A 12,580-nucleotide genomic window follows, 5' to 3' on the forward strand; every position below is an offset into this window, starting at 1 on the left:
TCAAGGATGCGTCAATTGGGGCCGGAAGTCGGAATCGGGGCGTCATTCCCGCCGCCCACGCCCCGAATGGCCGAGGCGCCCGCCCGTGCTCCGGGTCGGGCGCCTCGCTCATTCACAGGGCAGTGGCTACAGCAAGCCGTCCCACATCTGCTCGAGCAGCACCGACCACCAGCTCTCCGGCGACGCGAGCGCCGCCCCGTCGAGAGCCGCCAGCTGGTTCTGGAAGTCGACGGTCCAACGGCCCGCCTGCTCCTGGTTCAGCCCGAAGCGCAGCCGCCACATCCGGCCGAGCAACGCCATGCAGCGCGCGAACTCGGGCAGCCCCGTGTTCACGAACTGCGGCGGCACGGGCGCACCACCGGGGCCGGCCTCCACCGGCACCGCCACGATGTTCGCCGTGCCGTACTGGACGCACAGCGCGCGCCCGAAGTCACTGCCCATCACCAGGTACGAACCCGCGTCGGACGCCGGCTGCACACCCCGCTCCTGCGCCAGCTCCGCCAGCGTCGGCACCGGGCGTCCCGGCTGGGCCTGCGCCCAGAAGAACGGCCCGAAGTCGACGGGCAGTCCCGCCACCACGAGGGTGTGCGCCACGATGTCCGGCACGCCCTGCCGGGACACCGCCCGCTGGTCGAACCGGAAAATGCCGGGACCGAAGGCCGCGGCCAGCTCCTGCGCGACGCCCTCCGGCGGGATCGGCGGGGCGGGCGGCACCTGCTGCAGCGGTGCGCGCACCGGCGCGGGCCTGGCGGGTCCGTCCGCGACCTGGTGCAACTCGCCCTGGTGCGCGAGCAGCTGCTGCATGCCCTGGCGGCGGGACGCGTGGTCCCTGCCGTACGGGGCGATCGACGTGATCCGCGCCTGCGGCCAGGTCTCGCGGATCATGCGGGCGCAGTACGCGCCCGGCAGCTCGCAGGACTCCAGCTCGGTGTGGAGTTCCAGCACCTGCTGCGGCGGCACGTTCAGGCCGCGCAGCTCGTGCAGGATCTGCCACTCCGGGTGCGGGGTGCCGGGCGCCGAACGCCGGATGAGCTGCTGCTCGGAGCCGTCGGCCGCGCGGTAGCGCAGCACGGCCTGGTAGCCCGGGCCGACGGTCGGCTGACCGGTGGGCTGCTGCGGGTATCCGTACGGCTGGCCACCCGGTACGCCGGGGCCGCCCGGCATGCCGGGAGCGCCTGGCATGCCCGGGGCGCCGGGGCCGGGGTGGCCCGGCGCGGGCGGCGGCGGCATGCCGGGCGCACCCGGGCCGCCGACCGGGGGGCCGGCCAGCATCGTCGCGGCGTGGTGGACGCCGCCGCCGGGGGGCGGCGGGGTGCCGGGGCCGGCGGGTGCGCCCGGAGCGCCGGGGCGGGCGCCGGGCTGACCGGGGGGACCCGGAGGCTGCGGCGCACCGGGGGTGCCGGGGGCACCGGGGGGAGCGGGCGGCTTGAGCCCACCGCCCGGGGCGCCCGGGCCGCCCATGCTCGGGTCGGCCAGCATCGTCGCCGCGTGGTGCACCCCGCCCGGGGGCGTACCGGGAGCGCCGGGGGGACCGGGGGGACCGGGGGGACCGGGGGGACCGGGAGGCTGGGGGGCGCCAGGGGCACCCGGAGCGCCCGGAGCGCCGGGGGGAGCCGGCGGCTTGACCCCACCGGGGCCGCCCATGCTCGGGTCCGCCAGCATCGTCGCCGCGTGGTGCACCCCACCGGGGGGCGTACCAGGAGGCGTACCGGGAGCGGCGGGAGCGGCCGGTGGCTGAGGGCCGTCCGGGCCGAGCGAGGACACGAGCTGCGTCGGAACGTAACCACCGGCGGGCGTGCCGGGGGCGCCGGGCCCCGAGGGCGGCGGCGTACTTCCGGCGGGCGCGCCCGGCGGGGCGGGAGGCGGCGGTGTGCTCGCCCCGCCCGCGCGGGAGCCGTGCGGCGGCCCCTCCGCCTTGCTGGTGGCGGCGTCCGCGATGTTCCCGGCGCCCGGGGCGCCGGGCGCCTGCGGGTACCCGTACACGGAGGCGCCGGGGGCCTCGGGGGCGCTCGGCGGCGGAGGCGTCGGCGAGCCGACGGGCGGCTGCGGCGGGGCGGGCGGCGGACCGGCAGGGGTGACGGGGGCGGCCGGCGCCGGGGCGCCCGGAGCCGGGGCGCCCGGGGCCGGGGCGCCCGGGGCCGGCGCGGCGGGAGTACCGGGAGCGCCCGGAGCCGCAGGACCGCCCGGAGACGGAGCGGCCGGGGCGCCAGGAGCCGAGGACCCGGGCCCACCCGGAGCCGAAGCCGCGTCAGCACCAACGCCGGGAGCAGCCGGAGCAGCGAAGCCACCCGGCGCCGAAGCACCCGGAGCAGCAGAAGCCGGGGCGCCCGGCCCCGCGGGACCGCCCGGAGCCGAAGCACCAGAAACCCCAGGCCCGCCCGGAGCCGGGGCACCCGGACCCGCCGGACCGCCCGGCGCCGGAGTGTCCAGTGCCGGAGCGATCGCCGTCGCCGGGAGCTGACTGCCCCCGTGCATCAGGGCCGTCTTGGCCTCCGGTGCGACGCCCGGCGGCGGGGTGTCGTCCTCGTCCAGGCCGGCCAGCGGCGGCGCGAACACCGTCGCGGGCAGCGGCACCGAATGGTCCTCGCCCGCATCGGAGTTGGTGTCCGTACCGGCCCACGGAGTCGCCCCCGCGGGCACACCCGGCGACGTGGCGGGCAGACTGTCGTCGCGCCCCGGCACGTCGTCCTCGTCGGAGGCGGCGGCCGCGGGCCACGGCGTACCGCTCCCCGGAGCGGCGGGAGTTGCGGGAGTCGCGGGCGCACCCGGCACCTCCGGGAACCCGGAAACCGGAAGCTCCTCGGCCACCGCGGGCTCCCCGGATTCACCGGAGCCGGATGCGCCGGAACCGGATGTGCCGGGACCGGATACGTCGGAGCCAGATACGCCGGGACCGGGTGCGTCGGAACCCGACCCCCCGGAACCCGAACTCCCCGCCCCCGAGCGCCGGTCCGGAATGCCCATCTTGTCCGCCGCCTCCTGGAGCCACTCCGGAGGCGTCAGCAGGAACGACGTCTGGTTCAGGTCGACCCGCTCCGGGGGCGCAGGCACCGCGTCCTGCGGCGCCGCGTCCGGCAGGCCGTACTCCTCCTCGTACCGGCGGATCACCTCGCCCACCGGAAGTGCGGGCCAGAGCGTCGCGTCGCCGCTGTCCCGCGCGATGACGAGCCGCTGCCCGCCGCCGTCCGACACCGGACCGTGCTCGCGGTCCTCGGCCCACACGACGAACCCCAGGTCGAACTCCCGGACCCGCACCTCACGGTGCTGATAGCCCGGCACGTCGCCGTTGATCCACTCCTCGGCGCGCTCCTGCGCCTGCGCGAAGGTCACCACTGTTGCGTCACTCCCCACCCGGCACGGGGACGGCTTGCGCGAAGCCGCCGTCCACCATCAGGTTCGCCACGGTCTCCAGCTCGGGCGGATTGCCCGCGAGCCGGGACAGGAACACGTCGAAGTCGTCGCCGCACGGCAGCAGCAGCCGCCGCACCCGCTCGGCCGGCGGCCACCCCGCCGCCTCCGAGACGTCGCGCGCGTCGTCGTACGCGCAGAACCACACCGAACCGATCCGGTCGCCCTTGACCTTCACGGCGAGCAGGCCGCCCTGCACGAACCCGACACCCAGGTAGTCCTTGGTCAGGTGGTCGCGCAGGCACTTGTTCACGTACACCAGGTCGTTGACCGCGGCCTCGTCCCGCACCGTGAAGAACGGCTGGTCCACGAGCAGGCCCAGCTCGGCGTCGAGCGCCGCGCCGACCGGCGCGCAGCCGCCCGCCGCCTTCAGGAAAGAGCGGTAGGCGCCCGGCAGCCGGTACCCGAGGTCCTCCTCCACGCCCTGCACCTGCTGCTCGGTCACCGCGACCGAGGCCTTCGGCAGACCGAAGTGCGCGGGACGCGTCTCCTGCAGCGGGCGGGTGCCCCTCTTCTCCTGGTCCACGGCCGTCGTCGCGATCCCGCCGTGATGCCGCAGCAGCGCCTTCACCTCGACGGGGACCAGCTCCAGACGGCGGCTGTGCGCCGCGTGGTGCCAGGTCCAGCCGTGCGGGGTCGCCACCGCGGGAATCGTGTCCCACAGTTCGTGGCCCGCCGCGGCCATCGCCGCGTTCGCCGACACGTAGTCCGTCAGGCGGAGTTCGTCGACACCGAACCCCTCGGGCGGCTCGGCGATCTCCGCGGCGGCACGCGCGTACGACGAGAAGTCCGGGAAACCGTGCTCGTCCACCCGCACCCCCCTGGGATGGCGCGCGGCACGGACCGGGTCAGGGAAGTGCACCACCTGCCCGGCGTAGGCCGCGTTCGGCGGCGCGGACTGCTGCCCCAGCCGACCTGTCGTCATGGCGGTTGCCCCCTGCGGCACTGTGGAAGGTTCTGGTTCTGGTCCTGCGATGTCGACACAGCCTATGCGCAAGAACGGCACCGGTCACCGGGCCTCCGGTTCCATGACCACGAGCCACCGGACGGTCACCGTGCGACGAATCCCGACGGAAAGCCAGGCGTGTCGCAGTGCCCCAGCTTCCGCACCACCCGCCCCATTTGGCAGGCTGTCCCCCGCAACGCGGGGGCGTGGCACACGCGGTGACCGCCGCGAGCAGGGGGAGGGAAGAGCACGATGCAGACGGCACAGAGCGGCATGTCCGGCCACACGCTGTCCACGACGGCGGCCACCACGACGAACGACACCACCGCGCGGGGGCACGCTCCGGCGGCCATCCCGGGCACCGGAGACTCGCGCGCAGGCGCCCCGAGGGCAGGCGACGCACGCGCAGGCGATCCCCGCGCAGCAGGCGACCCGCGCGCGGGAGACCCCCGCGTCGGCTGGAGCGCCACCACCGCCCACGCGCCCATCCTGCGCCAGCGCCGCGACGGCATCCTGCCCACCGTCGCCGCCGCCCTCTCCGTACGCGGGCAGACCACGCTCACCTGCACCGCACGCCGCGGCGACGAACCGCCCGCGCTCCACCCGCTCGTCCAGGACTTCCTCGACGCCCTCACCAGCGGCCAGCGCGAACGCTTCACCGGCCGCTGCGCCGAGGCCATCCTGATCTCCCGCCACCTCACGGCGGCCGACGCGAGCCGCTCCAAACGCGCCTCGCGCAAACCCATGACCAACGGCGAGGCCCGCAAGGCCCTCAAGCACGCCAAACTCACCACCCGCCGCATCCGCGAGGACGGCGACCCGCTGCACGGCGCCTTCGCCCAGCCCTGCCGCTCCTGCGCCGCCCTCACCGCGCACTTCGGCGTCCGGGTCGTCGACCCCACGACGAGCGACGCCTGACCGCCGACCGGCCGACCACCCCCCACGACCGCCCGCACGACCGCCCCCACGACCGAACGAGGGCCACCCGATGCACCCCGAACACCCCGCCACGGCCACCTCGCCCGCCGCCGGCGGCAGCACGCGATTCCCCGTCCCCGTCGACGCCGCCCTCCGCGCGGCCGGCTGGCGCCCCGGCCACTGGGACATAAAGCAGGCCGAGATCTGGGCCGACGCCCTGCGCCGCCACACCTCACCCGCCGGCCACCGGCACACCGTCTTTCCCGCCGCCGTCGAGGCCTGGGCCGAATTCGGCGGTCTGCACATCACGCCGCAGGGACCCGGCCGCCAGATAGCCCCCGCCACGGTGCACCTCGACCCCATGTACGGCCTGCACCTCGCCCGCACCCTCGGCGACCTCGGCCGCGCCCTCGGCACCGAGGTGTGCCCCATCGGCGAAGAGCCCGACAACCAGGCGCTCCTGGCGATCGACGTCGAAGGCCGCGTCTACAGCCTCGACCACAGCGGCGACTGGTTCCTCGGCGCCCACATCGACCAGGCCCTCGCCACCCTCATCACCGGCGCCCAGCCCACCCGCCTCTCGGCCACCGCGAGCTTCTAGGGCCCGCCCGGGACCCACCCGTACTACGCCCGCCGGCGGCGCCGCTACCCCGCGAACGCGGGCGCCGCCGGAAGCACCGCGGAGACCCGGAAGCCGCCGCCGTCCGTCGGGCCCGACACGAAGACGCCGCCCAGGCCCGTGACCCGCTCCTTCATCCCCACCAAGCCGTTGCCACCGCTCGGCAGGCGGGCGTCCGCCGACCCGTCCGGCTCCGGCGGCGGCTCGTTCTCCACCTGCATCGCGATCTCCGCGCCCCGGTACGCAAGCCGCACATACGTCTTCGCGCCCGCCGCGTGCTTGTGGACGTTCGTCAACGCCTCCTGCACCACCCGGTAAGCGGTCTGCTCCACCTCCGCGGAACAGTCACGCGGCTCGCCCTGCACCGACAGGTCCACCGCCATGCCCGCCGCCCGCGACTGGCCCACCAGCTCCTCCAGCTCCGCCAGGCACGGGCCGTCCTCGTCGACCGCGCGCGACGCCGCGGCGGCCGCCGCGAACCCCACGGCGGCCAGCGGCAGCGGATCGACGGGCTTCGCGCTCTCCGTGCCGTCCCCGGTCCGCAGCACCCCGAGCATCTGCCGCAGCTCCGTCAGCGCCTGCCGGCCCATGTCACCCACGAGCGCCGCGTTCCGCACGGCCTTCTCCGGGTCCTTGCGGGCCACCGCCTGCAGCGCCGCAGCATGCACCACCATCAGGCTCACCCGGTGCGCGACCACGTCGTGCATCTCACGGGCGATCCGGGTCCGCTCCTCGTTCCGCGCCCACTCGGCCCGCTCCTCGGCCCGCTCGGCGAGCAGCTGAAGCTCCCGCTCCAGGCTGTCCGCCCGCTCCCGCATGCCCTCCACGAGACGGCGCCGCGCGCCGACGTACAGGCCGAGCAGCACCGGCGGCGCGGTCACCCCTATCGCCGCGGTCACCGCGAAGAACGGAATGAACTCGCTACCGATCGACGGGCTGCCCTCCGCCATGTCCTGGTTGGCCCGCACCAGCGCGACGATCAGCGTCCCCGCCATCGACATGCCGGCGAGGGCGCCCGTGATGCGGCGCGGCAGCTCGGAGGCGGCCAGGGTGTAGAGGCCGACGACGGTGAGGAGCACGCCCATCTGCGCGGGCGTGATCGCGATCGATATCAGCACGACGGCGACGGGCCAGCGCCGCCGGATCAGCAGCGCGGCACCCGCGAGCACACCGAAGGCGATGCCCACCGGCACGGGCAGTCCCGCGTCCCGCGCGAAGGCGACTCCCTCCGCTCCGCACTCCGCCGCGGACAGCACCGCGAGCCCGGCGTCCAGCGCGGCACCGCGCCACCGCTCCCACCACCACGGCCCGGTCATGGCCGTGGTGCGGTCGTCCCCCGTCGTGGTCATGCCTTCCAGCGTACGGGCGTTCCGCCCCGGTTTTCCGGTGAGTTTCCCGCTCGGTGATCCAGCACACGCCCCGTTCGACCGAAAGCGAAACGCACCGTTATCCCTCGAACTGTTGAACCCTTCACGGTTCCACCCCGGAACACCCCATTCCGCCCGACGGTCGTCCCATGACAGAGATCACTCCCGCCGAGGGCGGCACGGGCGAGTCGGGCAAGTACGGGGACTTCGAGGGACTGCGGGAGAGGGCGGTCGCGCTGCGGCGGGCGGGGCTGAGCCTGCGGCAGATCTCCGCCGAGCTCGACGTGCGCAGCAAGGAGACCCTGAGTCGACTGGTCCAGGGGGAGCCGCCCGCGGAGTGGACCAAACGCCCGAGGGCGAAGGACAGCCATCGGCGACGAGCGCGCGAGCTGCGGCGCCAAGGGTGGACGTACAACGAGATCCAGACAGAGCTGGGTTGCTCCAAGAGTTCCGTCTCGCTGTGGGTACGGGACCTGCCTTCGCCAGAGCCCCGCTGCACACCCGAGGAGCAGAGAACGCGCATGAACGCGGGTCTCGCCGAACTGCGCGCCGCGCAGGAGCGGGAACGCCGAGCGCAGAAGGACGCCGCGATGCGGACAGTGGGGCACCTGTCGGAGCGTGAGCTTTTCCTCGCGGGGGTGGCCCTCTACTGGGCCGAGGGCACCAAGAGCAAGACCTACCGCCGCAGCGAGGTCCTGCAGTTCATCAACAGCGACCCGGACGTGATCCGCTTCCACCTGCGCTGGCTCGCCTCGCTAGGCGTCACGAAGGATCGGCTGACCCTGCGCCTGAGCATCCACGAGAGCGCCGACGTGCCCGCCGCCGAGGCCTTCTGGGCGGGCGTCGTCGGAGTCGAAGCCACCGCGTTCAACAGGGCGACGCTGAGTAGGCACAACCCTCGCACGGTCCGGAGGAACACCGGGGAGGCCTATCACGGCTGTCTCATCGTCTACGTTCGCCAAAGCGCCGATCTCTACCGTCGCATGGAAGGGGCTTGGTACGGCATAGTGTTGGGTGCCGACTCGGCGACTTGACCCAGTGTCCGGTTTAGTCGAGTTTCATCCCCCATGGTGTAATCAGGCAGCACTGCGGTTTTTGGTACCGTCTGTTCAGGTTCGAATCCTGATGGGGGAGCACTTTTTGCCGGGTCCTGACCGCCAAGGTCGGGACCCGCCCTCATTTCCGCCCCACAACGCCCCGGTATCCTGCGGATGTCCTCCCCCCAGAGGAACCCCAACCCATCCGAAGCCGAAGGGCATCCCCCGTGAGCGCAACCTGCCCGGCAGCCGTCGTCGTCCTCGCAGCGGGTGAGGGCACCCGTATGAAGTCGGACCTGCCCAAGGTCCTGCACGAGATCTGTGGCCGTTCCCTCATCGGGCACGTGCTCCACGCCGCCTCCGCGCTCTCGCCCGAGCAGCTCGTCACCGTCGTCGGTTTCCAGAGCGAGCAGGTCAGGGAGCACCTCGGCGCCGTCGCGCCGCAGGTCCGCACCGCCTACCAGGCCGAGCAGAACGGCACGGGGCACGCCGTCCGCATCGCCCTTGAGGAGCTCGGCGGCCCGGTCGACGGCACCGTCGTCGTGGTCTGCGGCGACACCCCGCTCCTGACCGGCGCGACGCTGCAAAAGCTCGCCGCCGTCCACAGCGACGACGGCAACGCCGTGACCGTGCTGACCGCCGAGGTGCCGGACGCGACCGGCTACGGCCGCATCGTCCGCGACGCCGCGAACGGCGCCGTCACCGCGATCGTGGAGCACAAGGACGCCACCGAGTCCCAGCACGCGATCCGCGAGATCAACTCGGGCGTCTTCGCCTTCGACGGCCGACTCCTCGCGGAGGCCCTCGGCAAGGTCCGCACGGACAACAGCCAGGGCGAGGAGTACCTCACGGACGTCCTCGGGATCCTGCGCGAGGCCGGGCACCGGGTGGGCGCGGCCGTGGCCGACGACCACGAGGAGATCGCGGGCATCAACAACCGCGTGCAACTGGCCCAGGCGCGACGGACGTTCAACGACCGGCTGCTGACCGAGGCGATGCTGGCGGGCGTCACCGTCATCGACCCCGCGTCGACGTGGGTGGACGCCACGGTCACCTTCGAGCGGGACGCGGTCGTGCACCCGGGGACGCAGTTGCAGGGCGCCACGCACGTGGGCAAGGGCGCCGAGGTCGGGCCCAACACGCGGCTGAGGGACACCACGGTGGGCGCGGGCGCCCGGGTCGACAACAGCGTGGCGGACCACGCCGAGATCGGCGAGCGGGCGAACGTCGGCCCGTACGCGTATCTGCGGCCCGGCACCCGGCTTGGGACCAAGTCCAAGGCGGGTACGTATGTGGAGATGAAGAACGCGACGATCGGTGAGGGCGCGAAGGTGCCCCACCTGTCGTACGTGGGCGACGCGACCATCGGCGAGTACTCCAACATCGGTGCCGCGAGCGTCTTCGTGAACTACGACGGCGAGGCGAAGCACCACACGACGGTGGGGTCCCACTGCCGTACGGGTTCGGACAACATGTTTGTGGCTCCTGTCACGGTCGGGGACGGCGCGTACACCGCCGCCGGGTCCGTGATCACGAAGGACGTGCCGGCCGGTTCGCTGGCCGTCGCCCGGGGCCAGCAGCGGAATATCGAGGGCTGGGTGGCCCGTAAGCGTCCGGGGAGCGCGGCCGCGAAGGCGGCGGAGGCGGCGTCCCGGGAGCCGGCCGGCGAAAGCTGACCGGAAACAGGTGCGTCTGACACGGCGTACCGTGATAGTGCACATTCGGCCGACTCGACGCACCGGGACGCGTGAGTACGGCAGCGGGAAGAACTCTCTGAGGAGACAGTGCTGTGACCGGGATCAAGACGACCGGCGAGAAGAAGTTGATGCTCTTCTCCGGCCGCGCCCACCCCGAGTTGGCCGAGGAGGTCGCACACAAGCTGGGTGTCGGCATCGTGCCGACGAAGGCCTTCGATTTCGCCAACGGCGAGATCTACGTCCGCTATCAGGAGTCGGCGCGCGGCGCCGACTGCTTCCTGATCCAGAGCCACACCGCTCCGATCAACAAGTGGATCATGGAGCAGCTGATCATGATCGACGCGCTGAAGCGCGCGTCGGCCCGCTCCATCACGGTCATCGTGCCGTTCTACGGTTACGCGCGGCAGGACAAGAAGCACCGCGGGCGTGAACCGATCTCGGCGCGTCTGATCGCGGACCTCATGAAGACCGCGGGTGCCGACCGCATCCTCACGGTCGACCTGCACACGGACCAGATCCAGGGCTTCTTCGACGGTCCGGTCGACCACCTCTTCGCGCTGCCGATCCTCGCGGACTACGTGGGCGCGAAGGTCGACCGTTCGAAGCTGACGGTCGTCTCGCCGGACGCCGGCCGCGTGCGCGTCGCCGACCGCTGGTGCGACCGTCTCGGCGCGCCGCTGGCGATCGTGCACAAGCGCCGCGACAAGGACGTGGCGAACCAGGTCACCGTGCACGAGGTCGTCGGTGAGGTGAAGGGCCGCGTCTGCGTCCTGGTCGACGACATGATCGACACGGGTGGCACGATCTGCGCCGCCGCGGACGCGCTGTTCGCGCACGGCGCCGAGGACGTCATCGTGACGGCCACGCACGGTGTGCTCTCGGGTCCCGCCGCGGACCGTCTGAAGAACTCGAAGGTGAGCGAGTTCGTCTTCACGGACACGCTGCCCACGCCGAGCGAGCTCGAGCTCGACAAGATCACGGTGCTCTCCATCGCGCCGACGATCGCGAACGCGGTGCGTGAGGTCTTCGAGGACGGTTCGGTGACGAGCCTCTTCGACGAGCAGTAGGACCCGCTCGGAAGATCCTTTTGGTGCGGCCTCCGTCGCCGAGTAGACTGCTGAAGTTGCTCGGCGAGGGAGGCCGCACTTTTCTGTGTGGCTGTCCGTTATCGACGCGCTCTTCGTAGCAGGCCGTTCGTGGCCGGGTGACCGATTCTTTTCCGTCACTGCATATACGAGGAGTGCACATGTCCGAGGTGAAGATCACCGCCGAGACCCGTACCGAGTTCGGCAAGGGTGCGGCCCGTCGTCTGCGTCGCGCCGACAAGCTGCCCGCCGTCGTCTACGGCCACGGCACGGACCCGGTCCACATCGCCCTTCCGCACCACGACACCCTGATGGCGCTGAAGACCTCGAACGTCCTGATCAACCTGGACATCGACGGTCGCAGCGAGCTCGTCATCCCGAAGGCCGTCCAGCGTGACGCCCTGCGCATCGGCATCCTCGAGCACGTCGACCTGCTCATCGTGAAGCGCGGCGAGAAGGTCACCGTCGAGATCCCCGTCCACACCGAGGGCGACCTGGCGCCGGGCAACAACCTGCTCGAGCACGTCCTGAACACCCTGCCGGTCGAGGCCGAGGCCACCCACATCCCGGAGTCGGTCACCGTCTCCATCGCGGGTCTGGACGCCGGCGACGCGGTCCTCGCCAAGGACATCCCGCTGCCGGCCGGCTCCACGCTGGCCGTCGAGGAGGACACCGTCGTCCTGCAGATCCTCTCCGCGCAGGCCGAGGAGGCCCCGGCCGAGGGTGCCGAGGGCGACGCGGCCGCCGAGGCCTGAGCCTCGCGACGCACGTTCGGCACGGCAGCCGCCGCTCCCTCGGGGGGCGGCGGCTGCCGCGTATGAGGTCAGAGACGCGCGCAGGACCGCGTATGAAGGAGACATGCACGTGACGACCGACGCCAGCGCCCCCTGGCTGATCGCGGGCCTCGGCAATCCGGGCCCCGAGTACGCCATGAACCGGCACAACGTGGGCTTCATGGTGGCCGACCTGCTCGCGCACCGCATGGGCGGCAAGTTCAAGCGGGCCGGGAAGGCCCAGGCGCAGGTGATCGAGGGCCGCATCGGTCCGCCCGGCCCCGCGAACCGCCGGGTGATCCTGGTGAAGCCGATGTCGTACATGAACGTCTCCGGCGGCCCGGTGACGGCGCTCCGCGACTTCTACAAGGTCCCGACGGAGCACATCGTCGCGGTCCACGACGAGCTGGACATCGACTACGGCACGCTGCGGCTGAAGCTGGGCGGCGGCGACAACGGCCACAACGGTCTGAAGTCGATGACGAAGGCGATGGGCTCCGACTACCACCGGGTGCGGTTCGGCATCGGCCGCCCGCCGGGCCGGATGCAGGTCGCGGACTTCGTCCTGAAGGACTTCTCCTCGACGGAGCGCAAGGAGCTGGACTACTTCGTGGACCGGGCGGCGGACGCGGTGGAGGCCCTGATCATCGAGGGCCTGGAACGCGCCCAGAGCACATACAACTCCTGAGGGGCGCGCAAAGCGCCGCTTCAGGGGCGCGGGGAACTGCGC

10 protein-coding genes and 1 tRNA gene are annotated in these 12,580 nt (G+C 72.8%); 8 read left to right on the forward strand and 3 right to left on the reverse strand.

All coding sequences use genetic code 11. From position 1 onward, the window contains the following. Nucleotides 1-126: 126 nt before the first annotated feature. Together ACZ7LU_RS33905 and ACZ7LU_RS33910 are read right to left on the reverse strand one after the other, a co-directional pair. Entirely contained in the window at nt 127-3,333 is a 3,207-nt protein-coding gene (locus ACZ7LU_RS33905; RefSeq protein ID WP_471918920.1) for an SUKH-4 family immunity protein, read from the reverse strand. 7 nt (nt 3,334-3,340) lie between these two features. After that, nucleotides 3,341-4,333, reverse strand: a complete 993-nt coding sequence (locus ACZ7LU_RS33910; protein ID WP_398303477.1) for an SMI1/KNR4 family protein — start codon at nt 4,331-4,333, stop codon at nt 3,341-3,343. Nucleotides 4,334-4,606: 273 nt separating this feature from the next. On the opposite strand from ACZ7LU_RS33910, the gene ACZ7LU_RS33915 reads away from it, so the two are divergent. Beyond that, nucleotides 4,607-5,272, forward strand: a complete 666-nt coding sequence (locus ACZ7LU_RS33915) for a YwqJ-related putative deaminase (RefSeq protein WP_471918921.1) — start codon at nt 4,607-4,609, stop codon at nt 5,270-5,272. Between the two features lie 70 nt (nt 5,273-5,342). Further along, a complete protein-coding gene (locus tag ACZ7LU_RS33920; protein WP_471918922.1) occupies nt 5,343-5,873 on the forward strand; it encodes an SUKH-3 domain-containing protein in 531 nt (176 codons plus the stop codon). 44 nt (nt 5,874-5,917) lie between these two features. Here ACZ7LU_RS33920 and ACZ7LU_RS33925 read toward each other — a convergent pair whose 3' ends face one another. Further along, complete coding sequence (locus tag ACZ7LU_RS33925; protein WP_398303473.1) at nt 5,918-7,240, reverse strand: sensor histidine kinase; 1,323 nt, start codon at nt 7,238-7,240, stop codon at nt 5,918-5,920. Between the two features lie 167 nt (nt 7,241-7,407). Here ACZ7LU_RS33925 and ACZ7LU_RS33930 point away from each other — a divergent pair, with 167 nt between their 5' ends. The 6 genes from ACZ7LU_RS33930 (at nt 7,408) to pth (ending at nt 12,538) form a co-directional block, all read left to right on the forward strand. Next, nucleotides 7,408-8,292: a hypothetical protein gene (locus tag ACZ7LU_RS33930; RefSeq protein ID WP_471918923.1), complete on the forward strand. Its 885-nt coding sequence runs from the start codon at nt 7,408-7,410 to the stop codon at nt 8,290-8,292. Between the two features lie 27 nt (nt 8,293-8,319). Then, nucleotides 8,320-8,392 (forward strand) — tRNA-Gln (locus ACZ7LU_RS33935). A 130-nt stretch (nt 8,393-8,522) separates the two neighbouring features. Next, entirely contained in the window at nt 8,523-9,971 is a 1,449-nt protein-coding gene (gene glmU / locus ACZ7LU_RS33940) for a bifunctional UDP-N-acetylglucosamine diphosphorylase/glucosamine-1-phosphate N-acetyltransferase GlmU (RefSeq protein ID WP_468087298.1), read from the forward strand. Between the two features lie 113 nt (nt 9,972-10,084). Next, a complete protein-coding gene (locus ACZ7LU_RS33945) occupies nt 10,085-11,059 on the forward strand; it encodes a ribose-phosphate diphosphokinase (protein WP_150168841.1) in 975 nt (324 codons plus the stop codon). A gap of 179 nt (nt 11,060-11,238) precedes the next feature. Further along, entirely contained in the window at nt 11,239-11,832 is a 594-nt protein-coding gene (locus tag ACZ7LU_RS33950) for a 50S ribosomal protein L25/general stress protein Ctc (RefSeq protein ID WP_398303467.1), read from the forward strand. Between the two features lie 103 nt (nt 11,833-11,935). Continuing rightward, entirely contained in the window at nt 11,936-12,538 is a 603-nt protein-coding gene (gene pth, locus ACZ7LU_RS33955; RefSeq protein ID WP_468610198.1) for an aminoacyl-tRNA hydrolase, read from the forward strand. Nucleotides 12,539-12,580 lie beyond the last annotated feature (42 nt).

Source organism: Streptomyces sp. NPDC039462, assembly GCF_055639375.1.